Origin of the sequence: Citrobacter sp. BDA59-3 (genome assembly GCF_015167655.1) — a bacterium.
Classification (GTDB): domain Bacteria; phylum Pseudomonadota; class Gammaproteobacteria; order Enterobacterales; family Enterobacteriaceae; genus Phytobacter; species Phytobacter diazotrophicus.
In genome coordinates this window covers 1,979,124-2,001,615 of sequence record NZ_CP063427.1, presented here as the reverse complement: position 1 = coordinate 2,001,615, position 22,492 = coordinate 1,979,124, and the positions used below count along the sequence as shown (strand labels likewise).

The window sequence follows — 22,492 nt, the reverse complement described above, 5'->3', positions numbered from 1 at the left end:
TATGAGCGACAAGTGGACATCGTGACTCGAAAAGGATCCCTGCTAAGATAAGGCGTTGATGAAAAAGCATTCATTTGCCAGAAATTGGCGAAGACAATGGAAGGGAGGCGTAATGTTTACCCCGGAGTTTATAAATGAAGAACGCGGCGAGTTTTTCCTTGTGGCCAACCACAGCCTGGAATCCCCGGAATCGATAAAACTCAGTATTGCGTACAATATTGCCAGAATATGCTGGGGACTATCGCAGCTTCCACCGCACATTCAAACTTGCCGGGTCGTCTATGACGTCAGAGGGCAATCTATCCCTGACCAAGTTCAGGCGCAGGTCAGGCAAGCGCTTGAGCAGGTAGCCATTGTGGAGTTTAAAAGCTGATGGGACTTCAATTAATTATCAAAGCAGAACGTAACAAGATAGAAAAAACATTGGGATCTCTGACATCAGAATGTGAAATATTTCCGGTCGATGAAGGCCTTTTCGGTATTTCCATTTCGGAGCGAAGCCTCTCATCCGCGGGTGAGGCTGCCGTTCTAAAAAACTTGAACCACTCACACGTTTTGACCTGTGGCAGGGAGCCTGGCAAGAACCCAGACGACGTTGGCTTTGGTGATTTTCAGTACTGGGCGAGGAGCGGAAGTTCGCATTTGCTTTTGCCGCTAACAAGGGTGTAGTGTATTAGCTAAACGGGGCCAGTCAGTAAAAATTTTGCGACAATTGAAAGTCCATTACTTACCGATGCTATTGCTGAGCCTAATATCGCTCCACTTTTGCCTGTCCAGAATATTCTGGCAACATCGTTGACCCGTTCAACCCGATGAAGCTTCAACACAGATGTAATTCTGCGGCCATAATTTTTATCGCGTGTTATATGGATAGCTTTCTGCATCAGGCGTCGTTCGTCACATGATAGTGGTGCTATGATTGGCATCGCTCAGTCCTATTTTGAAAATAAGCGGAAACATCTTATGCTGGAATATAGCGTCGGTAGCTCGGTTGATCGTGAAGATCTTTATGCAGAACTCTCTTTTAATAGCGTCCAGTGGGGTGAAATATCACTATCACAAGACAGGAAATCAGTGAATATTATTATTTACACAAACGAAAACAATATCCTTGAGTTTCAATATGATGACTTCTTACAGCTCATAGAAAAGGCAAAATCACATCTTCTTCGTCTTGAGCCTTTGTCTTAATGATATAGTAAGCCTAAATAGCCGTGCCTAATACCGCCAGACTTTTTCCTGTTCATGTTTTTCCCTGGGAAATGAGCTGGCGGTTCTATAAAATGGCGAACCTTTTTCAGCAACTCCCCCTTTGAGCAGTACTGATGATTGCGGGTTATCGTATCATGCAGCGCCTGCCGTTGCCGCTCTGACCTCCCCCACCGCTTAGTACGTTCCTATCTTAGCAATGTACGCTCCTGCCACGCAGCAGACAGGTTTCGTGATCATTATGCCTGCTGTGAGCGAGGAGCAGACATTCGGAATGTATACTTACAGCAAGGTATCTTAAGCAATGGGGGGTAGGTCACAAGAAGATTGATTCTTTCGCTGTCGGAAAGGGAATCATTACTAGTACTACCAGACGACGAATTAATGTTGACTCGAAGGGCGTATCTACGATAGCAGCATTAATTACAGATTTAATGGACCTGTAATTGATAAGCGTAATACCCATCACAAATAAATCATGATGGGCATTATCTATTGCTTTTGCATTAATAATTATCTCTCTAACGCATTAATAAATGCTCGATGATGATTATTTAAGGCAATGTACCCCTAAGGTTGCCTGTCCTTTTTTTTGCATGTGAAAGTGGATATTCAATATAAAGCCACGATAGCCAGGATAGTGCGATAGAGAGAGCCAGCGAAAGTAAAAATCTTCCGTAGCCGTCTTCTAGACCGATAATTGAAAAGCGACTCCCAATTCCATTATTCATTAAGGTATGTATAAGATAGAGTGAGAATGATATATTCCCCAACCATAATAAAACACTCGGAACATATTTACCAATGACATCTTCCGACAGCACTACGCTGATTAGTATCAAAGCATAAATCCATCCTGAACTAAGTATTCCATGCCCCGTAAACAAACCATGGCTGAAAAAATATGCTGCGGAAATTATGATAAAAAAGGTAGCGCACGCCATAACCTTAGGAGAGACCCATTTGAGGTAAGGTAAGAGCAAACCAAGCATCATACCTACAATGAACAACCAGATTATTGGATTCGTTATTAGGCCGAGTAATGGATGTGATGTTTTATAACCTTCTGGTTCTAAAATTAATGAGTACCCTAACAATATAGGAAGTATAATTAAACTTATCGCAAAGAAAACCCCACTCCATATCCAACGCTTTGTAAAAAGCAAAGCTACTGAAATGAAAATATAAAACATGACTTCATAATTCAATGTCCATCTTATGCCATACACTCCGTTGTCATCTACATAGAAAGGTGCGTGGTCAGACATAATCGGCATAAAAGTAATTGCACTTATTAAATTGGCTGTTTTGTCTTGATAGTGAAACGTACTCATTGCCCCCGTTAGGAAAAAAGTGAACAACAAAATAATGTAGTAGGCAGGTAATATTCGCAATGCTCTTTTTTTCAAAAAACTTAGCATTCCTCTTATTCCCTGAGGGGATCTGGCCGCACTCAGAGTTATGACAAAGCCACTTATAAGAAAGAACAGATCTACACCGGTTGCCCCCCAGCCGAAAAGCTTATCGCCTAAACCTGGATTAACCGCATTGATATTCCACCGGAAGTGAAACAACACGACGCTAAGCGCTGCAAATCCTCTCAACGCCTGTACGCCCTTAAAAGAAGAATTAGTCATAAAAATCGAAGATACACATTTCAATGTAATGAAGGAATTGCAATATTACATGTTTTCTCATTCCCTTGCACAGTTAGCTATGACACTACTCTAAAATTCTGATCTATTCAGAAACAGAATTCCGGCATGATAAACACTTTTCTGAACGGATTGTGGCGCTGATGAAAAATCACGATTCAACCAAGAGCTGATTGTTGTTGCCCTCAAGCAGCAGATTTTTTTGGTTTCAGTGCAGCGCAATGTGCTGTTCAGGAGGTTGGGGCGGGTTTTTCAGGCCACTGAATATCTGGCGCGGTGATATCCAGCTCATTCAGCGCATCGCTGTAGCTCAACCAGGCATGCAGGGCTGCAGTCTCTGAATCACTCAGTTTCATACCCACCAGGATTTTTGTCTGCCATACAGAAATGGTCGGGGCGATTTCTGACAGCAACAGCCGCCGCTGATTTTCTGCTATCGCCACCGGGTCCAGTTCTGGCAGTCGCGAAACGCGTGGGCCGTTCTCGTCAAATATCCCCGCGAAGCCAGCAGGAGGATTAAAAAACGCCAGATAGTCAGCTTCGCTGATTTCTTGCAGGTCCGCAGGTAGTGAGCCAGCCGCTTCATACGCATCCAGCATACCGTTATCGAGGTAAAATCCCTGCGTGCTGATGCTGTAAAAATATTTCATATCAATACCCCACCACTCTTACATTAAGATACGGGATCCAGCCTGTCTGAACTGCTTTAACGCTGACGGTTAAATATGTTGTCAATAGCCCGGTGCCGTTATCGTTGTCTCTGCATGTTTTTACGTCTGCATTGTATCCGGGGTTTTGATTACCAAACCTGTCACCTATGATATTTGCCAAAGCGACCATAATGCCGTTTGGTAATGCCATCGGCAGGGCTAATTTATAGTAGTGAGTATAATAAGTCAGACCTCCCACCACTGATGGGTTATATGCTCCTACTGGTGCCCCGCCACTTATGAGGAAATCCATTTGATAAATATCACCAATTTTTATCACGCTGGCGTTTGTTCCTGATCTGACATAGGTGATACCCAGATTGGACAGCGCGGTGTCTCTGGTTGTCGCCCCGGTCCCTCCCTATGAAAGCGACAATGCGGTCGTTAGCCCCGACAGACTGGTGATATCTGAATTAGCCCCTTTTTTTTGCCAGCGATTTCTGGCCGGGAACTGTTACTGGTACACCGTTAGTCGTGATAGTAACGTCACCCGCCCCGTTCATCACGTCAGCGAAACCGCTCATATTCCGCTGATACAGCGTCAGCGTTTCAGCAATATTCTGTGCCAGTCCATCAACGCTCAGCGAATCGCTCAGCAGGATGGCGTAAGCGGTACCGGCTGCAATTGCCGGGTTTGCCGCAGGCGTTACGATGAGCTGGGTTGCGCTGCCGATTGCGGTTATCTGGAATATCTGTACCGGGTTTGCCAGAGTGACCAGAGTGCACCCAACGCGGATTAACGAGCCTGCTGCTGTAAAATTTGTGCCAGTACCCGTCAGCGTGTTTCTGGCAATAGCAATAGTGCCAGTTGTGTAAATCATATTTTCTCCAGGCATAAAAAAACCCACCGGAGCGGGTTTATTTGATGTGATTTAAATTTATTTGCAGGTAGACGCGGTGAAATTATTTTTATTCACCCATTGCCAGTTAAATGGATACCCAGCCCTGTATTCAATTTGATTAGCGACTGTGCGCACCCCGTAAATCTGTACGGTATGTGGCAACTCACCTATATTGGCAGTTGCTTCGCAGACAGGATTTTGCTTTTCGAGAATGCCTGAACAGGCAGACAGAGATAACACCAGAGATAAGGAAATAATTATTTTATGCATTTTAACTTCTCGTAAAGAGAGTGAATATACACATTACAAAATAACTAATCCGCTTTAAAATAGATTTAATAGATCAATTATCCATAAACGATCGATTAAAACGATCAATTAATCACAGGCGGCTGTATTAATCGCCGTCAGTGCTATTCCTGTATTTGTGCTCCCGACAGGGACACCCGTTGCTGTGGTGCCGGGTGCGGCATTTATTCGGGTGTTTGCTCCATCAAACCGCGCGGCAGAATATGCAGTAATATTGATAATGGTCGGTGGTTGTGTTGAGTTGTTCTGAACGTTTGTAGACCCCAGCATGCCGGGAGCAACAGCCCATGAACCGCTCAGCGTCTGGTCAATATTTATTCCACCATTTACACCCGGTGTGCCGACTGTCACCAGGTCACTCAATACCTTACTTTCATTTGTCAGCACCAGTTTTCCGGCAGCATCCCATATAGCGAAGCCCCATGACGGAAGGGTTTGAGGAAATATTGCGAAGACATACGCGGTAAGCGTGTGCGATTGTCCGTAAGCATTGTTTGAGTTTACAAAAATGCTATTTCCTGACCTGCTCGCCCCGACGCCGGTAGGTTGCGCCGTATTCGTGGTTTTGCAAAAAACCAGTGCCGGGTAAGATGCGTCGATGGCTATCGTAGTCGATGCAGCATGTGCCGATCCATTCTGGGCTGAGTTAATGCTGACTCTGGCGTACAGACAAAACGGCGTGGATTGTGGCGTAACAAACGGATTGCCATTATCCATCAGAATCATTGCCCCATAATCAGCCATCACGCCTTCTCCATAAATACGACTAATTCACAGGTTGACGCCGGGTAATTACCAGTCCCGATATCACTGGCTGGCGACAGAGTAATGGTATTCCCGGCGGTCACAATGTGACGACCTACGCTCACAGCCCCAACATCAAGCGACACGACGAAACCAACTTTAAAACCAGTGGGTACCGTAAAACTCCAGGTCCCTGATGTCTGCCCCGCTGACAAAGGGATGCGCCCAATAACAGAAACTGGCTTAATTCCATAGTTATTCGGGACGCCGTTAGCGTCCCATGTCTGAATACCATAAGCCATCAGAACACCCCATCCAGAAGCCCAAACTGTACTCGCAATACATTATTGGCGTCCCTGACGCTAATTTTCTGGTTGGTCTGTCGCATGCCTCCCTGACCAGCAACACTGCCGTTGTTTTCAAACGTGCCGTCTTTACCCAGCCGCCACCCTACAGAACCTGCCACAAAGTTATTCGACTGGATATACGCCCCAATTTTCGCGTTAGTGATCGTCCCATCCTGGATAAACGTGTCACGAATAAACGTCTGGCCGTTCTGAATAACAAACGGAAGCGTGACGGCTGAACCAGCCTGAGACATAACAGCGAAGCGGTCAGCAAGGAAAATAACCTGTGATTGCATGCCTGAAGGAGTGTTCTGAACACCCAGCCCCATCCCTGCCGCGTACTGCACGCCGTTGACATCCACGCCAACCTTTATCGAGTACATCGCGTTCAGGTTGCCGTTGATATCCGCTACTGCCTGGGCGTTAGTGGTAATTGCGGCAGCCTGGCCGTTTACCGTAACGCTCAGTGAGTTGATTTTCGTCGCCGATACCTGACTGAAATCCGCCATCGCTTTCGAAAAATCAGTCACGTTTGATGTATTGCCGCCAGCGGCCGCGTCCAGGGCTTTCAGCGACTCGCTGAGTGCTTTCGTTGCATCGGCCATCACATTATCAACGCGATTAATGCCAGCCGCGTTGGCACCATACTGCGCACTCTGTTTTACCTGCTGGCTCACCTGCGCCAGTGTGTTCTGAATCAGTGCAATAGCTGTGTTTTGCACCCCACCGGACGCATTAGCCGTTTTCCCTGATAGCTCATCGAACCGGCTCGCCGTCGCGCTGTCGAGCGTGGACACCGCCTGTGTGAGCTGGGTTACGTTAGCGGCATTGTCCTCCGTTTGCGCCGTCAGTGTATCAACCGTCGTGACGCGGGCCTGCGTCTCATCGGCGAGCGCCTGCGTGAGCTGCGTTACCTGTGCCGCGTTCTGGTCGGTTTTCGCCTCCAGGCGCGTCACGTCCGTAACGCGGGCCTGTGTTTCTGTGGCAATCACCTCCCGCAACTGAGTGAATGAGGCGCTGTTTGCGCCGTTCTGTGCAGATTGCCTGACCACCACATCAGCGATGGCCAGGGCATTACCAATGATGGCCTCTGCCGTCTGCCGGTTCGCGCCCACTGCCGCCGCCAGTTGGTCGGCGTTTTGGGTAATTGCTGTGGCGAGGTCAGCAACGGTTTTACTGGTTTCCACTGCGTTTTCGATGATTTCTTTAAATACCGCGGTGTCCTTCATCTGCTCAAGAATCTCAGCAGAAATGGCGCTGACATCAACCGATGATTGCCCCATTACCCAGGCGGTCCACTCGCCGACATTGCCAATTCTGTCCACAAGCCGTGCACGATACCATTGCCGCACACCCGCCAGCATTGGGCCGTGCTGATAGCTGGCCGCCGGATAAGGCACCAGTGTCAGCAGTTCGGGATTTGCCTTATCGTCCGTGGTGGCGCGCTGTAGTTCGGTGTATGCAGTGTCACCGGCTCCGTCAGGAAACGCCCAGGTAATGTCGATAGCCCAGACCACATCATTTGAAGCGAGGAGTGACTGCGGCGTGCCCGGTGTACCATTTTTCCCCGTCAGGTGGGTCGTATCGGCATAACCCCAGGGCGACGACGAATCCTGCGCATTCAGGGCACGCACACGCACATCATAATTGCCGGAATAAATGCCCTGAACGGAAAACCCCTGGGCACTGGCAACCGGAACGTTAATCCAGTCGCCATTGTCCTTACGCCATTGAGCCTGGTACCGGACAGCACCATCAACCTTGTCCCAGGTACTGTTCAGGCTGGCGACAGTCAGCCCCTGATCGATAAAATCAGTCTGGCTGATAAGTATATTTTTCGGCGAAGGCAGCACAGATATCGGCGTTACCGTAATCGGTGCAGGCGTGATCCGCACACCATCATCAATAAACCGGTATTTATTGGGATCGTGCTGAACACCGGACACGTTAAATGTCCCGTCGTCATTTGCAGCAACGGACGTCACACGAAATTGCTGAATAGCCAGCCTGTCACTGTCAATGGCCCACACTGTGCCAGCAACGGGAGCCAGCCGGTAATCGGTACTGACCGTGACGGTCTTTTTATCGCTGCTGATCGCGCTGATGGTGCGTGTCTGCGTTGTTCCGTCGGGGAGATTCAGCGCCAGCCTGTCACCGGACGCATATTCAACAGCGCGATCCAGCGTAATATTCCTGCCGTTTACTGCGCTGATTCGCCCTCCATTCTGCATTCCGGCGCGGAACGGGTCCGCAACACCAATAACGGATGCAGGCAGCGGAATATGTCCGTCAAGACCGACGTTAAACGAGATTGTGCCGTCTTTTGCGTTGGACAGTAATACCCAGCGCCCCCTGCGGTGGGCCTCACTTTGCGAGGTGCATCCAACAGCAGTCAGTTGCGTCTGATTAATGTCGTAACGTGCCACCAGATCGCTGTCGTAAACGCCCTCGATGGTGTCGCTGTAATGGTTCTGCGGATCAGACCATGACACCAGGCAGGAACTGTAGCGGTTTTTATAGGAGCCACCCGCGTAGTTAAACAGCCCGTCCACCACGTTTGAGGCGGTATAAACAAAATCCAGATCTGCCACCGGAACATCAGCGTTTACGTAAATCTGTTCATTACCCCAGAATGTAATACCCCGGAATATTGCGGCCAGATCTTTCAGAACAGCGTATGCATCCTGCTGGCTCTGGATGTAAACGTTACAGGTAAAACGCGGTTCAGTACTGCCCGCACCGTCAGATACCCTTTCATCGCAATACTGAGCAATGGCGTAAACCTCCCATTTATCAATCATGGAAGCATCCACACGGTTGCCCATGCCGAAAATCTTATCCAGCACCAGATCGTAAAAAATCCATGCCGGGTTGTTGCTGTATGCCCATTTGAAGTCGCCTGCCCATGCACCGGAACTTTCGCGGGTAACAGGATCGTAGTTTGACGGCACACGAATCCGGCGGCCCAGAGGGACGCAGGTCACTTTAGGGGCGCTCCCATTAAAGTGGCTTGCATCAACTTCGATATAGAGCAATGCGGTATTCGGATACCAGCATAAAGGCAGGACGGATATTGAGAGAGCGGTCGCCCTCTTTTTGCAGACGCATCAGTTTACGGCTGTCGTCCAGGCTGGATACCGAGATAGCACCTGAGCTGAGGTTCGCATGGTCGGTATGGAAAAGCGCCTTACCGTCAGACAGTTTTGCGTTACCTGTCAGCACGGCATAAACCAGATCGCCGATAGTCCCTTTAGCCGCGCGCCCCATTTTCATGGGGACATCGGTCAGTTGATTGAGATCATCGTTAATAATGGCCTGACGGGTGACAGAAAAGATCTCACCGTAAGTGGCCAACGCGATAGTCTGCCCTTTGTCACCCGTGGTGACGTATTTATACTCGGCCCCCTCACGCACCTGGCGCAATGACGGGAAGCCCCCCATGCCGACGCGGTGCGCAGTTTTAAAATCGCTCAGGCTGCCTTTTTTGGTCCACAATTCGAAGCTTTCCGTCGCCTCTTCCCAGCCCTGCAGTAACGCCTTGTTGGATACGTCCAGTAGAATGTTACCGAAGTCAGACGTGCTGTGCGTCAGCGCAAGCCCCACCATCTGGACCGGGTTAAGACCTGAAACACCAATACCTCGCTCAGTCAGTGCCATGCGGGCCAGTTCGCGCAGCGTCATACCGTTATAAAAGTTATCTTTTTCCTGCGCTTCATAACCCGCGCGGGCCATCAGGGATTTACGGATGCCATCACCGACGATGTTTCCGTTACCCGCATAAATGTGGGGCGGGTTATTTTTATTGGACGGAGTCGTGTCTTTGCCCAGTTCGGCCAGCAGTTTATCTTTCGCCATGGCGACGGTGCATTCGACATCGCTGATGCAGGCGGCCTGCAGTTCCTGGTGTTTACCACCGAACATGGCAAACACATCCTGAATGCCGCTTACACGGGCTTTCTGTTCAGCCACAACCCGCGCGACAATGGCATTTTCATCCAGAACGGGGGCTGCTGGTTGCTGCTGCGGGGTTGCCAGGCTCGCAGGTTCACGCGCCGTGGTGTTGCGCGGCGGCGTGATCATATCACGGATGGCGTTAGGCATCTTTTCAAATTCCTCAATACGTTTTGACTGAATGCAGGCCATCGCCTGCAGTGATGGTGTGGTCTGGTCTGCAAATCCCTGGGCAACACATTCACTGCCGTTCATCCAGGTTTCGTCTTCCAGCATGGCCGCGATTTCTTCCGCCGATTTCCCCGTTTTTTCTGCATATGCGGGGATCTGAACAGACTCCATTTTGTCCAGAAGGTCGGCGTAATCCCGCATATCGTTCGCGTCACCGCCTGCAAATCCCCACGGTTTGTGGATCATCATGCAATGGATTGAAAAGAAGCGATTGATTTGAATATAAATTTTCTTATCGGTGAAAGTTGCCAAAACCCACTGCAATACATATTGCAATACACAGCAGCGCGAACCACGCCGAACAATAACGTTAGATATCGACGTGCTGTACAGGGGTATGCGCTAGTGGCACAGTGAGTTGCAAATTAGCAACACGGTTACGGATGATAAGTTGCTCCTGTCCGTTCAATGCATGGTCCTGTTGCCTTTATCGCCTCTTCGAGATTTTGCGCGATACTGGTGAAACTGATAACGCAACATCAATTGAATAAGCTTCGACACCTACCAGGAATTTTCCTAATCGACCACTCTCCCTTCATTCCGCGCTTGCCTGCAATCTGGCATGTAAAAGAATATGTGAGCACTAATCCACAAAGGAATAAAGGAAATGGCTTATATAGCGGCAACGCCACGGGCTTATATCGGGAAATCTGTTGGCAGCGGTCAGTGTGTGGCGTTTACTCAAAAAGCCGCCAATATGCCCAGAACGGCGGCATGGCGACGCGGTGCACTGGTTAAAGGAAATACATCGATTGCACCAGGTACAGCAATAGCAACGTTTGATGCCGATGGTAGATACGGGAACCATACCGATGGCAGATCCCACGCAGCCATTTACCTTGGGCAAGATGCAAATGGGATTCAGGTTCTGGATCAGTGGATGGGACATAGTGCCGATAAGCGAGGCGAAAAAGTAATAACACCTCACCCTGTCAGTCAGCGAACAATCCGCTTCACTCAGCAACCGCGCCCCGAAAACGTCGGAGGGAATTACTATGTCGTGGAGTAAGGTATTAATTTTAGGTAGCTTGGCCTTACTTTTTTCCAGTTCTGTTTTTGCCGAAAAAGTAAACTGCCCGTCTGTTTTAAAAGAAGGCAATAAAACACACCGAATGAATTTAGTTGATGTTTTCGTCGGCCCGCCAGAAGAAAGGGCTTCATTATTGCCGGATACAGATGAAGAAATGGTATGGACACTTAAGGACTCACAGGATTATGCGAAGGAACATAACACGTCCGTATTTCTTGTTTGCCAATATAAGGGAACACATAAAACTGCCACTGTAAAAGTCCCCGCAACAGCCCAGAAATGTTCTGCGTGGTATGGATACAGCAAAGAAGAATTTTACGCCTCCTGCGAATAAGTCCATCTTATTGCCAGATACCCCACAGCCGGTGGTTCTGGCAATTGCTTTCCCACAGAAACGAGATATGCATAAATTACAGGGCCACCAGCACCAGCCAGGTAAAAGGATTATCTTCGGGGTGCGGGCTTGCGCCATCGATATTCGGGTGCGGTCATGCGCTGACGGTGGCGCTCTTTAGCAGAGAGAGCGCTGTTAAGACGGGTACGGATGATGAGCTTATCCTGTCCGTTCAGTTCATGGCCCTGCTGACGGGCCATTTCCTTTAATGTTTCTTCGATATTATTCCGATCAAGCATACTAACCTCAGTTGATGGAGTTTGTACCCTGAGCAAATACAGCCAGGCTTACAGCAAGCCGTTCTTTCATATGCTCGGCCCAACCATTAAAAATTGCTTTGTCTGTGCCGGGAAACGTCACCAAAAAAGATATCAGAATGTCATCAGTGAGCTTGTCCTGCTGATCCCAGTCAACGATGAACTGCCGAAATAGTGAGTACGCCTTTTCCGGGTCTGTGTTCTGCCACGTCGCCACTACAGCATCGAATGGAGGCACGATGTAAGTCACCAAAACGGGTAAAGGCTCATATTTTGTTGGTATCAGCACCTCACGAATGAAAGTCTCACCTTCCGGCCATAACTGAGGGGTCTTTATCACTGCTGATCCTCCACATAGATACCAGCAGAAATAATTGCCCCCCCGATACGGCGTTTACCATAGCAAAGCGGTACAGGGAGCCCCTGAGCTGTTGTGTTTACAGGGCTACCAAATGCATAGGAGGGTTTATTATCGGCGTCCTGTTTACTGGCTAATCCCGCAGCCTGCGGGGAAAGCATCTGGACAATTCCCCCAGCCATCATTCCCGCACCACCAGCTACTAAGGCTGCGCCGCCGTAAGCATATGTCAATGCTCCAACGACGACTAAAACAGCACCGAGGATGGTCTGGAGTAATCCCCCCGTTTACTGCCAATAACTACAGGCACAATTCGGATTTCACGTCCCGCGTTTGGGTAATCAAGATCATCTTTTCCAATGCTGTCTTTCCCACGGAATACGGCATATGTTAGCCCGCGCGAACGACTTGACCGCATGTAAGCTTCAAAGCCTGGAATAGTTGCGGCAAGGGCTCTTCCGGCCTCCCCTGTTGTTCGGATAAGCCGGTGATGGACCTTGCCAAAAAGCTTACCCAGTTGGCCCCCAAGGCGAATCGTTGTCATTACTTCCTGGTTCATTATGGGCATGATTTTTTGCTCCTGCTGTAGATGACGTTCAGAACTGTTTTTAAATCGAATAACTTTCTTCTTGAGGTGCTACCGGATAGTGGAGGCGTACCCGCCAGGTGTTTCGCAACTGTTTGACGATGTAATCCAGTGACCTCAGCCACATCACTTATCGTTAGAACCCACTGCTTTTTCTTCATGATTGAATGCCAATGATGTCGAACAAAAAACATACAAACCATCATCTTTGCCACTTTTTGTAATTTCGCGCCCTTTTAAATCAGCAGGTTGCCGGATGATGATGATGACCACGAATATAGAAAACCAGCCGTTTCCCGCGATGCCGCCGACCCGTGGCAGGTCGTATGTCCAGGAGCACCTTTTCAAATGAGAGCTATTCTCAAATGAGCAAAGGCGACCGAAGCCGCCCTTTTTCCTGTCACGCCGCGCCATTCGATTTGACCAGCCCGCGATAGTCCAAAGCGGCCACACCCGCATCAATGCGCACCTTCCAGGCCACACCATCGACCGTGAAGCCGTCCATCTGCTCCAGATATGGCGTATCCATACCATCGAGATAAGCCACCTCGATGGTGTCCGTACCCTGTGCGGCGGCTACATACCACTGTTTGTTATGGGCCTTGTCCAGACGTGGCTCCACAATAACCTGAGCCATATCCTTCACCATGTTGATAATGCCGGGGTTCTGGTTCAGCGTGCCGTTCTGATCCACAGGGAACAAAGAAGAGGAAGAGAGCACAGCGCGATTTGCTGCACCTTCCAGCGCGGCAGGTACAAGGATATAGGCCGGGATGACATTAATCGGATCACCGTTCGCATCCTCCTGCAGGCGCATAGCCTTGCGGGCCTCGTTCAGTCCGTCCGTATCCATTCCTTTTGAAATGAGGTTGTTGTGATCCGCATGGAACAGCGCCTTACCATCGGTGAAGCTGGCGTTTGCGGTGAGTTGCAGATAGACAAGATTACCAACCGTTCGCGCTGCTGCTCGTCCCATAGCCTGGGGAATGGTGGAAAGCTGACTCAGGTCGTCATTGATAATGGCCTGGCGGGTAACAGAGAAAATATTGCCATACGTCGCCAGCGCAATAGGGACGCCGTTGTCACTGGTAGTGACGTATTTGTATTCAGCCCCCTCTGGCACCTTTTCCAGTTCAGAGAAACCATTCAGGCCCACACGTTTTGCTTCATGGAAGTTAGACAGGGAGCCTGTTTTAGTCCACTGCTGGAAAGTCTCGCCGCTGTTCTGCCAGCCTGTGAGTACAGACTTCTCAGCGCCACCAGCAAGGATATGGGAAAAGTCGCTGGTACTGTGCGTAAAGGCCAGATTCACAATCTGCGAGCGGTTGCCAAATCCGCTGATGCTGATGCCACGATCCACCAGCGAAGCCTGAGCCATTTCAAACAAGCTCATCATTGCATAGGGATTTCCACGTTCCGCGCGTTCATGCCCCAGACGGGCATTAAGCCCCTGGCGGATACCGTCGCCAACGATGTTACCGTTGTCCGCATAAACATGGGAAAAAGCGTTTTTATTGGATGGTGTGGCAGTACGCCCCATTTCGGCCAGCAGCAGGTCTTTTGCTTTGTCCGGTGTACAGTCGGCATCTTCCAGGCACTGCATTTTCAGCGCATCATGCTTGCCACCAAACATGGCAAACAAATCTTTAATACCGTTGATGCGGTTCTGTTCCGGCACAATCGAACCAGTAGAGCCTTTAGGCTGGGTGATCATCCCTTTGATGTTGTCGGGCATATGTTCAAAATCCTCAATTCGTTTTGATTCGATTCGGGCCATCGCACTGACAGCCGGCAGTAACTCATCTGCAAATCCCTGCGCCACACATTCGCGGCCATCCATCCAGGTTTCCTCCTCCAGCAGGGACGCCAGCACCTCAGCAGACTTACCTGTTTTACGTGCATAGGCGGGGATCAGGACGTTTTCTACCTTGTCCAGCAACTCGGCATAGTCGCGCATGTCGTTTGCGTTTCCGCCAGAAATGCCCCATGGCTTGTGAATCATCATGAGGGCGTTCTCAGGCATGACGATACGATCACCAGCCATCGCAATGACTGACGCCATAGACGCGGCCAGTCCATCGATATGCACCGTGATTTTTGCCGGGTGTTTATTCAGGAGGTTGTAAATAGCAATGCCGTCAAAGACATCGCCACCGGGTGAATGAATGTTCAGATTGATATGGGAAATATCGCCCAGTGCTTTCAGGTCTTCGGAGAACTGCTGTGCCATAATCCCCCAGCCGCCTATCTCTTCATAAATCTGAATGGTTGCACTTGCGCCATCGCTGGCCGCTTTGATGTTGTACCAGCCTTTCATCCCCATCCCCCCAGCGTGTGGTGATGCCAGTAATTCACGCTGCTACGCACAATCTGGCCTTTAGTGGGGACAGGCATTTCAGGGTGATTCTTTTTAATGAACGCCTGGTACTCCTCAATTTTCTTCATTGTTTCTACATCGATATGGACCGTACCACCCTTATCGCGCGTCGATTTGTTCCTATCTTCCATCTTCTTCCCCCTATCGTGGTTGATGGTAAAAATACAATAATTGATCGATAAAAGTGGTAAGTAAACTATTTTTTATCAGAAATACAGATTTATAAGATTGAGGTGCAAAAAAACCGGGTTATCCCGGTTTATTAGCGTTAATCCATTTTATAATTCTGGTTTTTAACGACGATCCTGTATCTGACGTATCCAGTAATTCAGTGTGAATGAGGTATCGCAGATATGTTCATTAACACTCTCACTTGGTTTTGACCCTCGTCTGATTTTATCCAAGGAGGTTGAATACACTTCGTTGATAGCGGGTTCAATGAAAGCAGACTCTAACTCTGATAATCCCCCTTTCTTTTTCTGCTTCTGAATTTTGTTATATTCAGCCTCAACATAGTCTTTGAGGTTGGTGATCTGTTCTGTTAATTCCTGATTAGCTTTAAAATGTGGATATTGTTCGTTAAGTGCGTCTTCTATTGAATCAAGCCTGCTTTTAATTTCCATTAGTCGATTCATAACACTTTATCCCTTAAGTGAATTAAATGTTGCTACAGCTGATAGTATGCTGCCGATATAGACACATATGTAAAATAAAAAAATAAAAGACTTCAAATACTTACCGCATTCTTCTTGCTTGTTAATTACATCAATTATGACTAAAAAGCATGTAAAGAAACCTACAGTAGCAACTAGTGCAATAAATGTTATTGAACAGTACATCAACCCATGAAATTGATTTTTTTTCATGACAGCAGCGGTCATAACTAAACCCTGAATAAGGGCTAACGCCAGCGTTCCAGAGCATTTTTCCGCCACTTCATGGAATGCATTCCGATATCGTATTAAGTATCCATCCACTGCAGTACGAGCTGCTTTTTCTTTCATTTCCCCACTTCCTCCCCATTTATTTCGTTTCCCACTCATTACCCACCTACATTTTCGCAAACCCATCTCAAACCCAGTAATGACGCGGGTTTAAAGAGTTTTCCCCACTTAGTCCGTGTATATGGGCGCAAAGTGGGGAATTAGGGGCATCGCTCCCCACATCCCCCACCAGCACCCCACTTAGTTACCCACTTCTCTCAGGGATTTCACAGTCAGCAAATCACCATCCTGAATAACCAAGCCATCATCAATCAACTTCTGTAGCCAGCGAGCATAATGCTTGGTATTAATGCCAGTAGCTTTCAGGTCGTCACGAATGACAGCCCTGTTACATGGCTCACCCCGCGCTATCCGGCTTCTGATTGCCTGCCACAGCGCCATGTGGTTATCGGTAAGTTTCTCTACCCCGGCCAATTCAGGATCAACCTCTTTAGCCTCACGAGGCATATCACGAACCACCAGCGAGCATACCATTTCCCCGTCTTCATCCGTGTACAGTTCGGCGGTACGGAGGTCATAGGCTTTACGTTCTGGCTCCTCGGCATCCTTCATCTTGGTGCATGACAGGATTAGCGCCTGTCCTTCTCCTTCACGCTTCACATTGAACTCAGCATCAAGCGCTGCCCGGAACGAACTGGAACCACGCGCCCCTTTAGCCTCATCCTTGCCAGAGTGATGAACCACCAGCACCGTGGCGCCTGTTTTCTGCTTGATAACGTCACAGCCTTCAATAAATGCTCCCATGTCACGAGCATCGTTTTCATCATTACCGCCAAAGCAACGCGCCAGCGTGTCGATCACCACCAGCCGCACAGGCATAGCGCATTCCGCTGTGATCTGCCTGGCTGCCAGAATGACTTCTGATACCTCGGATTCACGTACAGGGAAGACGGGACGGTTAACCAGCCAGAGGTTATCAACCTGCTGGCCATGTACCTGCTCCCACGCTTTTATACGGCGGGGAACGCCTACACCGCCCTCACCAACCACATAAAGCACAGCGCCGCGCTCAACCTTCTTACCAGACCATGAAGCGCCAGCTGCAATATGGCAGGCCCATGAAACAGCCAGGAAGCTTTTATACGAACCGCTGGGGCCGTATATGCTGCAAAGTGACTTTGCCGGGAGCATATGCTTAATCACATAGTCCTGACGGACGTTATAGCCCTCGGAGCCGCGTGTAAGTGGTAGCTTTGAGCGCTTTTTATCAATGGTGGCCTCCGGGAATGCTCGCTGTATGCGCTGCGTGTCCGCCAGCCAGAGATTCATTTCCTCTTCGCCGATTTCATCCACCAGCACAGAGCGGCGGGCAATAATCATCTGCTTACGGTCGGTATCGAGATAACCGGCATCACACAGATCCTCATACGACATCTCGACTATTTGCTTTAACCGTACCGCCAGTTTGCCATAGCGCGTGGTCGGGTCTTTATGCTGGTGGATTGCCTTTTCCAGATCAGTGCGGCTGTAGTGCTTACCATGAGCCCAGAGATAAGAGCACGTAAACAGGGCATCCGATACTGTCTCTACTGCTGTCAGTTGGACTGTCATTTCGGAATGCCTCCGCTCATCTGGAACTTGCCAAGCAGTGGATGAAACCAGTACGCCGAACCGTATTTACGCTTGGCGCTGCGGAGAACCAGTCGGGCCGCTTCCCTGAATTTCTCATCAGGCGCAACAAAACCACCGGATTTCAATTTCACCAGCATCACACCTGTGTTTTTCGCCAGTTCCTCGGCCTTTTGGTAGAAATGCCATACTCAGCCGCCAGCGTTGCGACAGGAGTCATACCCGGAGGTATTTCTCCACCCTGGCTATCTGTGAGCACTCTGACCTTCTCTTCCAGCACAGTGACTTTATCCACCAGCAGATCGAAGCGTTTTTCCAGTTCGTTGAATTTGACGTTGCTGATCATGGGCACACCTCGCTATTTCTATCAAAACGCTCACGTTCGGCTTTAAGAAACTCATCGACGTTGTAGGCCAGGCTCTCAAACAGTTGCCCCAGCGCGGATATTTCTTCGTTTTCTATCTGATTCGGATAACACACCAGCAGCGTAGAAATGAATTTCGCCTGTGCTGCGCTTAATGCTGCGATACGTAAAGCCTCTTCATGATGTTCAATGGTTTTGTTGTCCCCAATGTACCGGATTGCGTACTTAGCCATGACGCACCTCCGGAGGGAGTTGAATCTCACTTCCAATAATCGACCAGAGAGTTGCACGCTCATAATCAGACCAGGTAAACGAATAAGGGCTTTCAGTCCTGATTTTCGCTGCAAAGATTAAATTCCAACCAGGCAAGGCGGCACGGGCTGTGTCTTCGGTGTCTGCATCAAAACGCAGGACGATAGGAGAGCACTCCGTTTGGTGCTTTGGTGTCGCTAGGAATAGCCATGTAAATTCAGGGCGAGTTTGGGTAGACTGCAATTCAGCCATAGTGTTAGCTCCGATACCGGGCATCAAATTAACGATGGCGAATCATACACCCTGATGACGCATGTGATGGTTGACCTGGAAACGATGGGCAACAATCCGGAAGCACCGATTATCGCCATCGGCGCGGTATTTTTCGATCCGGGAATAGGCAAAATGGGTGAGGAGTTCTATCAGATTATCAGCCTCGAGTCCGCAATGGAGTTCGGTGCGAAACCTGACGCTGCCACAATAATTTGGTGGATGAAACAGTCAGCAGAAGCACGCGCAGCGATAACCGGCGGCGATGCAATTTCGCTGATGGACGCCATCGATAACCTCGACGAATTTATTCACACGAATTCAGCCAACGGCATCAAGTATGTGCAGCTCTGGGGCAATGGCTGCTCATTCGACAACGTAATTTTGCGCCGCGCATATGAGCAGGTTGGCGCGGAATTGTCCGTGCCGTTCTGGAATGACCGTGACGTGCGCACCATTGTCGAGTTGGGCAGAGTTGTCGGTATCAACCCGCGCTATCAGATCCCTTTCGACGGCGACATGCATAACGCACTGGCCGATGCCCGGCACCAGGTCAAATACGTTTCAGCTATCTGGCAAAAAATGACCCAGAACTGATTTTCAAAAATCACCTTTTACCTGGCTGGGGGATTACTCTTCTGGCCGGGGCTAAGGAGACGTTATGTCAAAACTGATGCCTCTCGAAGAATGGGCCAAAGAGACGTATGTAAAACCCCCAACGCTGAACACATTAAGGCGGTGGGCTCGGATGGGGAACATCTACCCTGCTCCGGAAAAACACGGGACGAGTTACCAGGTTTGCCCCAACGCCATCTATATACGCCCAAACAAATTATGTTCAGTCGCCCCGGTTAACGGAATGGATACAAGACACCCCAGAAAGGGGTCATTACTGGAGAAGTTGCAACATGACAAAAAGGCGGGAAAATTATGATCAGAATCTCCCCAGAAACCTGACATACCGCCAGTCACGCAAAACGTACGCCTGGCGCAACCCGCTCACTGGCAAGGAGCTCTCTCTCGGTAAGATTTCCAAACGTGAAGCTGTTGCCCAGGCTATCGAGGCTAATCACTATCTTGAGCAAAATTACACCCCGGTCACGCTGCTCGAGCAGTTGAAAGGCGAGCATGAATACACTGTTGCTGAATGGCTAAAAGAATACTGGGAAATTTTGGGAAAAAGAGAGCTTTCGCCGATCACTCTCAAATCCCGTAAAGGACATCTTGAGGTGATCCGCCAATCGCTGGGGGAAATGATCCTCGCAAAAGTTTCTACTCTGCATATTGCAGACTTTCTTAAGCGCTGGACAGATGAGGACAAAATGACGATGGCTACCACTTACCGTTCGGTCCTGTCAGATGTGTTCCGTGAGGCCATCGTGAATGGCCGGGTGGTAGCCAATCCGGTTGAGCCCACAAGAACACCAACAATCAAAGTTAAGCGGGAACGCCTGGAACTAGAAACCTTTATCTCGATAAGGCATGAAGCGGAAGTTCTTCCCGTCTGGTTTCGCAACGGAATGGACCTTGCACTGGTCACCGGCCAGCGCCGCGAAGACATAGTGGAAATGCGTTTTTCAGAGATCAGAGATAATCGGCTTCACGTAGTCCACATAAAAACGGGAATGATGATCGCCATCTCTCTGGATCTGGAATTGCGTTGCGCCGGTCTGGTCCTGGGGGATGTCATTGAGCGCTGCCGGAAAGGTAATTCTACGGATTTTTTGATTTCTGCTGGCGTCAGAAAAAACAGCCTGGCGGGGTCGATTCACCCGGACGGGTTAACCAAATATTTCGTGAAGGCAAGAAAACTATCTCAGATCGCTTTCAGCGAATCCCCTCCTACGTTTCATGAAATCAGGAGTCTGGCCGGGCGCCTGCATGAGGCTGAATATTCAGAAATTCACGGCAAAAAAGAAGGCAAAGCATTCGCACAACGACTGCTGGGGCACTCCTCAGAAGCGACTACGAAAAAGTATGTAGATCCGCGCAAAAAGGAATTTATTCTGGTATAAGGGTTAGGTCGCCGAATATGGGAATTCGGACGATTTTCGGACATTTTCGGACGGAGCCACATAAGTGCTTGTCTGGAAAGGGTTCCAAAAAAAGACCGAATACGATTCCTGTATTCGGTCCAGGGAAATGGCTCTTGGGAGAGAGCCGTGCGCTAAAAGTTGGCATTAATGCAGGCTAAGTCGCCATGCACTTTAAGAATAGATGACGACGCCAGGTTTTCCAGTTTGCGGCAAATCCGGTCTGAAAAATTCGGTTATCGTCACGCTTAAAAATGTTAAAACCGCAAGTTCTGAAGAATCAGACTTGCGGTTTTTTATGGAAAATCAGTCAGATATTTTCGTTTATTAACAGAGTTTTTCCGCTCGGGCAATAAAGGGCTCAAGACTCATCTTTTCGCCGGGTCTGGCCGGGTCGTCAATTTGGATAACGCTGACAGGCTGCGCGGTTGTTTTACCGCTTGCCACCTGCTTTTGCGCCTCTTCATTCAGTGGGTATTGCACCAGTGTGCTGGGATTGATGGCATAAAGCGCATGGTCAGGTCGACAGGTGAGCATCACCTCTTCGCGATTAAATGCCCATTTGTCCTTACCCACTTCAAAGCGGCTTACGGTAATCACCGACGGCGCGGCAAAGGCGCCAGCGGAACATGCCAGTAAAAGCATCGTCAGTATGGTTTTTTTCATCATTTTCGCCCGGTTAATCAGAAGGGTTCCCAGGTTGCGAACAGGCTGACCGCCGCCAGCACTAGCGCGCCCAGGACCACTTCGGTCCATGTCATCCAAATCAGGAAATGTCGTGCCTGCGAGTTTTTCAGGCCTAAGCGTGGCACCAGAACATACCTGTTCGCTAACGCTATTGCCACCATTAGCGCCACCAGCGCACATTTGATCAAGAGCATGCGACCATAGTTTGTCTGTGTGGACCATATGCTGCCCTGAATCAACAGGGTATTGATAATACCTGTGGCAAGCACACCTGCGACAGCGACATGGCCATAGCGTGAAAAACGCATCATCGCCATAACGGCATGCTCTCGCCTGCGGGCCTGGCTCAATCGCATACAAAATATCACTGGCAATAATCCGCCAAACCAGGCCGCGGCACACAGCAAATGAAAAGCGTGGTTTGTACGTTGTAATATGCCCGCCATGCCATCGTGCATGGCGGCATGACCAACGCCCGCCATCAGGATCAGTTGCGCGCCTGCCAGCAACATCAACCGTCCCTGCTGTTGTGGTTGCAGGTAACCGACAAGCATCGTCATAACGGCAATGATAATCTGCCATAGCCAGATACTGCCAAACTGTGTGCCGGTAAGCAGCAGCCAGATTTGCGGACTGAAAACATCTGTCCAGCCATCACCCATGATCCCGCCCTGTAGGGCAAACATGAAGACGGCACTCAACACGCTCATGCCAAGGCAGATCCGCGTTAATAGTGTAAAACGCGTTACCATAACAGGTTGCAGATGGCGAGGCGCCAGCCGACTAATAAAGAGCGCGCAGCCGAAAAGCAGCATCACGGCGGCAAAATGGATGCCGCGCAACCCAATATAGCCAGCCGTTAGCATCTTATTTCACTGAAAAAGTATAGGTACCGCGGGTTTTGTGGCCATCGACCGAGACGACGTGCCAGTCAACGGTATAATTGCCCGGTTGCAGCGCCTGCTCCAGCGGAACGATCATTTGGGTCTTGTCCTGTTCGTTACGTTTGACCGCACCTGTCTTGATACTCTGTTGCTGCGCCCCCGTCAGGGTGACACCGCTAAATTTAGGTTCAATGCCCTCAGAAAAATTCAGGGTTAATGCCTGCGGGGCGGCCGTCACCTCGGCATTTGCTGCCGGGTACTGGTTTTTCAGATGAGCATGTGCGAAAACGGCAGGCGTTGTGGCGAGAGCCGCAGCAAAAACCAACGCGCGTGTCAGGTGGGATGCGGTGAATAACATGTCTGGCATTCCTTTTTGTTATGTTTAAAGCGACGAGAATAACTCTGTATAATGGTCTCGTCGAGTATCAT

Annotated in this window: 27 protein-coding genes and 6 pseudogenes; 7 read left to right on the top strand and 26 right to left on the bottom strand. The window is 49.4% G+C overall.

Annotation, left to right across the window (positions count from 1 at the left end; translation table 11 throughout):
• The first annotated feature begins 58 nt into the window (after positions 1 to 58).
• Complete coding sequence (locus IP582_RS09430) at positions 59 to 373, top strand: hypothetical protein (protein ID WP_228007957.1); 315 nt, start codon at positions 59 to 61, stop codon at positions 371 to 373.
• Between the two features lie 388 nt (positions 374 to 761).
• On the opposite strand, the pseudogene IP582_RS09425 reads toward IP582_RS09430, so the two are convergent.
• A pseudogene (locus IP582_RS09425) lies at positions 762 to 926 on the bottom strand (IS630 family transposase); the annotation flags it as partial.
• Here IP582_RS09425 and IP582_RS09420 point away from each other — a divergent pair.
• Entirely contained in the window at positions 916 to 1,191 is a 276-nt protein-coding gene (locus IP582_RS09420) for a hypothetical protein (RefSeq protein WP_228007956.1), read from the top strand. The pseudogene IP582_RS09425 and the gene IP582_RS09420 overlap by 11 nt on opposite strands.
• A 27-nt stretch (positions 1,192 to 1,218) precedes the next feature.
• Here IP582_RS09420 and IP582_RS25305 read toward each other — a convergent pair.
• The 10 genes and pseudogenes from IP582_RS25305 to IP582_RS09375 form a co-directional block, all read right to left on the bottom strand.
• Positions 1,219 to 1,370 (bottom strand): annotated as a pseudogene (locus IP582_RS25305) (IS630 family transposase); the annotation flags it as partial.
• 393 nt (positions 1,371 to 1,763) lie between these two features.
• Positions 1,764 to 2,846 (bottom strand): acyltransferase, encoded by a 1,083-nt coding sequence (locus tag IP582_RS09415; RefSeq protein ID WP_193795749.1) that lies wholly within the window; start codon positions 2,844 to 2,846, stop codon positions 1,764 to 1,766.
• 248 nt (positions 2,847 to 3,094) lie between these two features.
• Positions 3,095 to 3,514 carry a tail fiber assembly protein gene (locus IP582_RS09410; RefSeq protein ID WP_193795748.1) on the bottom strand — a complete coding sequence of 140 codons (420 nt, stop codon included), beginning with the start codon at positions 3,512 to 3,514 and terminating at the stop codon, positions 3,095 to 3,097.
• A 1-nt stretch (position 3,515) separates the two neighbouring features.
• Positions 3,516 to 3,854, bottom strand: coding sequence for a hypothetical protein (locus tag IP582_RS09405; RefSeq protein WP_193795747.1), 339 nt, complete (start codon positions 3,852 to 3,854; stop codon positions 3,516 to 3,518).
• 133 nt (positions 3,855 to 3,987) lie between these two features.
• Positions 3,988 to 4,395 (bottom strand): hypothetical protein, encoded by a 408-nt coding sequence (locus tag IP582_RS09400; RefSeq protein ID WP_228007955.1) that lies wholly within the window; start codon positions 4,393 to 4,395, stop codon positions 3,988 to 3,990.
• A 57-nt stretch (positions 4,396 to 4,452) separates the two neighbouring features.
• A complete protein-coding gene (locus IP582_RS09395; RefSeq protein WP_193795746.1) occupies positions 4,453 to 4,686 on the bottom strand; it encodes a cor protein in 234 nt (77 codons plus the stop codon).
• A gap of 108 nt (positions 4,687 to 4,794) precedes the next feature.
• Positions 4,795 to 5,469: a hypothetical protein gene (locus tag IP582_RS09390; protein WP_193796221.1), complete on the bottom strand. Its 675-nt coding sequence runs from the start codon at positions 5,467 to 5,469 to the stop codon at positions 4,795 to 4,797.
• Complete coding sequence (locus IP582_RS09385; RefSeq protein WP_193795745.1) at positions 5,469 to 5,771, bottom strand: hypothetical protein; 303 nt, start codon at positions 5,769 to 5,771, stop codon at positions 5,469 to 5,471. The genes IP582_RS09390 and IP582_RS09385 overlap by 1 nt, the downstream gene beginning before the upstream one ends.
• Positions 5,771 to 8,866, bottom strand: a pseudogene (locus IP582_RS09380) (phage tail protein); the annotation flags it as partial. The gene IP582_RS09385 and the pseudogene IP582_RS09380, both read right to left, overlap by 1 nt.
• Positions 8,865 to 10,187, bottom strand: a pseudogene (locus IP582_RS09375) (ClpP-like prohead protease/major capsid protein fusion protein); the annotation flags it as partial. The pseudogenes IP582_RS09380 and IP582_RS09375, both read right to left, overlap by 2 nt.
• 418 nt (positions 10,188 to 10,605) lie before the next feature.
• Here IP582_RS09375 and IP582_RS09370 point away from each other — a divergent pair.
• A complete protein-coding gene (locus tag IP582_RS09370) occupies positions 10,606 to 11,007 on the top strand; it encodes a BPSL0067 family protein (protein ID WP_193795744.1) in 402 nt (133 codons plus the stop codon).
• Complete coding sequence (locus tag IP582_RS09365; RefSeq protein ID WP_193795743.1) at positions 10,994 to 11,362, top strand: STY0301 family protein; 369 nt, start codon at positions 10,994 to 10,996, stop codon at positions 11,360 to 11,362. The genes IP582_RS09370 and IP582_RS09365 overlap by 14 nt, the downstream gene beginning before the upstream one ends.
• Positions 11,363 to 11,472: 110 nt before the next feature.
• Here the strand turns inward: IP582_RS09365 and IP582_RS09360 are convergent, their stop codons facing one another.
• The 12 genes and pseudogenes from IP582_RS09360 to IP582_RS09305 form a co-directional block, all read right to left on the bottom strand.
• Positions 11,473 to 11,661, bottom strand: coding sequence for a hypothetical protein (locus IP582_RS09360; protein ID WP_193795741.1), 189 nt, complete (start codon positions 11,659 to 11,661; stop codon positions 11,473 to 11,475).
• Between the two features lie 7 nt (positions 11,662 to 11,668).
• Positions 11,669 to 12,019, bottom strand: a complete 351-nt coding sequence (locus IP582_RS09355; RefSeq protein WP_223878761.1) for a hypothetical protein — start codon at positions 12,017 to 12,019, stop codon at positions 11,669 to 11,671.
• A pseudogene (locus tag IP582_RS09350) lies at positions 12,016 to 12,596 on the bottom strand (tail assembly protein). Before IP582_RS09350 ends, IP582_RS09355 begins: the two are co-directional and overlap by 4 nt.
• Positions 12,597 to 12,749: 153 nt before the next feature.
• Positions 12,750 to 13,037 (bottom strand): hypothetical protein, encoded by a 288-nt coding sequence (locus tag IP582_RS09345; protein WP_193795740.1) that lies wholly within the window; start codon positions 13,035 to 13,037, stop codon positions 12,750 to 12,752.
• Positions 13,024 to 14,940: a ClpP-like prohead protease/major capsid protein fusion protein gene (locus tag IP582_RS09340; RefSeq protein ID WP_193795738.1), complete on the bottom strand. Its 1,917-nt coding sequence runs from the start codon at positions 14,938 to 14,940 to the stop codon at positions 13,024 to 13,026. Before IP582_RS09340 ends, IP582_RS09345 begins: the two co-directional genes overlap by 14 nt.
• Positions 14,937 to 15,131, bottom strand: coding sequence for a hypothetical protein (locus IP582_RS09335; RefSeq protein WP_193795736.1), 195 nt, complete (start codon positions 15,129 to 15,131; stop codon positions 14,937 to 14,939). The genes IP582_RS09340 and IP582_RS09335 overlap by 4 nt, the downstream gene beginning before the upstream one ends.
• A 162-nt stretch (positions 15,132 to 15,293) precedes the next feature.
• On the bottom strand, positions 15,294 to 15,623 hold the full coding sequence (locus IP582_RS09330) for a hypothetical protein (RefSeq protein WP_228007954.1): 330 nt from the start codon (positions 15,621 to 15,623) through the stop codon (positions 15,294 to 15,296).
• A gap of 18 nt (positions 15,624 to 15,641) precedes the next feature.
• A complete protein-coding gene (locus IP582_RS09325; RefSeq protein ID WP_193795733.1) occupies positions 15,642 to 16,004 on the bottom strand; it encodes a hypothetical protein in 363 nt (120 codons plus the stop codon).
• Between the two features lie 180 nt (positions 16,005 to 16,184).
• Positions 16,185 to 17,555 (bottom strand): helicase RepA family protein, encoded by a 1,371-nt coding sequence (locus tag IP582_RS09320; protein WP_193795732.1) that lies wholly within the window; start codon positions 17,553 to 17,555, stop codon positions 16,185 to 16,187.
• Positions 17,552 to 17,919 (bottom strand): annotated as a pseudogene (locus tag IP582_RS09315) (hypothetical protein). Before IP582_RS09315 ends, IP582_RS09320 begins: the two are co-directional and overlap by 4 nt.
• Positions 17,916 to 18,170: a hypothetical protein gene (locus IP582_RS09310; protein WP_108700605.1), complete on the bottom strand. Its 255-nt coding sequence runs from the start codon at positions 18,168 to 18,170 to the stop codon at positions 17,916 to 17,918. The pseudogene IP582_RS09315 and the gene IP582_RS09310 overlap by 4 nt, the downstream one beginning before the upstream one ends.
• A complete protein-coding gene (locus IP582_RS09305) occupies positions 18,163 to 18,441 on the bottom strand; it encodes a host cell division inhibitor Icd-like protein (RefSeq protein ID WP_193795731.1) in 279 nt (92 codons plus the stop codon). The genes IP582_RS09310 and IP582_RS09305 overlap by 8 nt, the downstream gene beginning before the upstream one ends.
• 54 nt (positions 18,442 to 18,495) lie before the next feature.
• On the opposite strand from IP582_RS09305, the gene IP582_RS09300 reads away from it, so the two are divergent.
• From IP582_RS09300 to IP582_RS09290, 3 genes are all read left to right on the top strand, one after another.
• On the top strand, positions 18,496 to 19,056 hold the full coding sequence (locus IP582_RS09300; RefSeq protein WP_193796219.1) for a 3'-5' exonuclease: 561 nt from the start codon (positions 18,496 to 18,498) through the stop codon (positions 19,054 to 19,056).
• 64 nt (positions 19,057 to 19,120) lie between these two features.
• A complete protein-coding gene (locus tag IP582_RS09295; RefSeq protein WP_107222989.1) occupies positions 19,121 to 19,393 on the top strand; it encodes an excisionase in 273 nt (90 codons plus the stop codon).
• The gene (locus tag IP582_RS09290; RefSeq protein WP_193795730.1) at positions 19,368 to 20,474 is read left to right on the top strand and encodes a tyrosine-type recombinase/integrase; all 1,107 of its coding nucleotides are present in this window, start codon (positions 19,368 to 19,370) and stop codon (positions 20,472 to 20,474) included. Before IP582_RS09295 ends, IP582_RS09290 begins: the two co-directional genes overlap by 26 nt.
• Positions 20,475 to 20,819: 345 nt before the next feature.
• On the opposite strand, the gene IP582_RS09285 is transcribed toward IP582_RS09290, so the two are convergent.
• From IP582_RS09285 to yobA, 3 genes are read right to left on the bottom strand one after another with little or no spacing between them, the layout of a single operon-like run.
• Positions 20,820 to 21,161 carry a YebY family protein gene (locus IP582_RS09285; RefSeq protein ID WP_107222991.1) on the bottom strand — a complete coding sequence of 114 codons (342 nt, stop codon included), beginning with the start codon at positions 21,159 to 21,161 and terminating at the stop codon, positions 20,820 to 20,822.
• A gap of 14 nt (positions 21,162 to 21,175) precedes the next feature.
• On the bottom strand, positions 21,176 to 22,045 hold the full coding sequence (gene copD, locus IP582_RS09280; protein ID WP_193795729.1) for a copper homeostasis membrane protein CopD: 870 nt from the start codon (positions 22,043 to 22,045) through the stop codon (positions 21,176 to 21,178).
• A gap of 1 nt (position 22,046) precedes the next feature.
• Complete coding sequence (gene yobA / locus IP582_RS09275) at positions 22,047 to 22,421, bottom strand: CopC domain-containing protein YobA (protein WP_039078744.1); 375 nt, start codon at positions 22,419 to 22,421, stop codon at positions 22,047 to 22,049.
• Between the last annotated feature and the right edge of the window lie 71 nt (positions 22,422 to 22,492).

Bases quoted from the DNA above. Each gene is read 5' to 3' on its own strand.
- IP582_RS09430 (WP_228007957.1), top strand. From the start codon at position 59: ATGAAAAAGCATTCATTTGCCAGAAATTGGCGAAGACAATGGAAGGGA.
- IP582_RS09420 (WP_228007956.1), top strand. From the start codon at position 916: ATGATTGGCATCGCTCAGTCCTATTTTGAAAATAAGCGGAAACATCTT.
- IP582_RS09415 (WP_193795749.1), bottom strand. From the start codon at position 2,846: ATGACTAATTCTTCTTTTAAGGGCGTACAGGCGTTGAGAGGATTTGCA.
- IP582_RS09410 (WP_193795748.1), bottom strand. From the start codon at position 3,514: ATGAAATATTTTTACAGCATCAGCACGCAGGGATTTTACCTCGATAAC.
- IP582_RS09400 (WP_228007955.1), bottom strand. From the start codon at position 4,395: ATGATTTACACAACTGGCACTATTGCTATTGCCAGAAACACGCTGACG.
- IP582_RS09395 (WP_193795746.1), bottom strand. From the start codon at position 4,686: ATGCATAAAATAATTATTTCCTTATCTCTGGTGTTATCTCTGTCTGCC.
- IP582_RS09390 (WP_193796221.1), bottom strand. From the start codon at position 5,469: ATGGCTGATTATGGGGCAATGATTCTGATGGATAATGGCAATCCGTTT.
- IP582_RS09385 (WP_193795745.1), bottom strand. From the start codon at position 5,771: ATGGCTTATGGTATTCAGACATGGGACGCTAACGGCGTCCCGAATAAC.
- IP582_RS09370 (WP_193795744.1), top strand. From the start codon at position 10,606: ATGGCTTATATAGCGGCAACGCCACGGGCTTATATCGGGAAATCTGTT.
- IP582_RS09365 (WP_193795743.1), top strand. From the start codon at position 10,994: ATGTCGTGGAGTAAGGTATTAATTTTAGGTAGCTTGGCCTTACTTTTT.
- IP582_RS09360 (WP_193795741.1), bottom strand. From the start codon at position 11,661: ATGCTTGATCGGAATAATATCGAAGAAACATTAAAGGAAATGGCCCGT.
- IP582_RS09345 (WP_193795740.1), bottom strand. From the start codon at position 13,037: ATGGCGCGGCGTGACAGGAAAAAGGGCGGCTTCGGTCGCCTTTGCTCA.
- IP582_RS09340 (WP_193795738.1), bottom strand. From the start codon at position 14,940: ATGAAAGGCTGGTACAACATCAAAGCGGCCAGCGATGGCGCAAGTGCA.
- IP582_RS09335 (WP_193795736.1), bottom strand. From the start codon at position 15,131: ATGGAAGATAGGAACAAATCGACGCGCGATAAGGGTGGTACGGTCCAT.
- IP582_RS09330 (WP_228007954.1), bottom strand. From the start codon at position 15,623: ATGGAAATTAAAAGCAGGCTTGATTCAATAGAAGACGCACTTAACGAA.
- IP582_RS09325 (WP_193795733.1), bottom strand. From the start codon at position 16,004: ATGAAAGAAAAAGCAGCTCGTACTGCAGTGGATGGATACTTAATACGA.
- IP582_RS09320 (WP_193795732.1), bottom strand. From the start codon at position 17,555: ATGACAGTCCAACTGACAGCAGTAGAGACAGTATCGGATGCCCTGTTT.
- IP582_RS09310 (WP_108700605.1), bottom strand. From the start codon at position 18,170: ATGGCTAAGTACGCAATCCGGTACATTGGGGACAACAAAACCATTGAA.
- IP582_RS09305 (WP_193795731.1), bottom strand. From the start codon at position 18,441: ATGGCTGAATTGCAGTCTACCCAAACTCGCCCTGAATTTACATGGCTA.
- IP582_RS09300 (WP_193796219.1), top strand. From the start codon at position 18,496: ATGACGCATGTGATGGTTGACCTGGAAACGATGGGCAACAATCCGGAA.
- IP582_RS09295 (WP_107222989.1), top strand. From the start codon at position 19,121: ATGTCAAAACTGATGCCTCTCGAAGAATGGGCCAAAGAGACGTATGTA.
- IP582_RS09290 (WP_193795730.1), top strand. From the start codon at position 19,368: ATGACAAAAAGGCGGGAAAATTATGATCAGAATCTCCCCAGAAACCTG.
- IP582_RS09285 (WP_107222991.1), bottom strand. From the start codon at position 21,161: ATGATGAAAAAAACCATACTGACGATGCTTTTACTGGCATGTTCCGCT.
- copD (WP_193795729.1), bottom strand. From the start codon at position 22,045: ATGCTAACGGCTGGCTATATTGGGTTGCGCGGCATCCATTTTGCCGCC.
- yobA (WP_039078744.1), bottom strand. From the start codon at position 22,421: ATGTTATTCACCGCATCCCACCTGACACGCGCGTTGGTTTTTGCTGCG.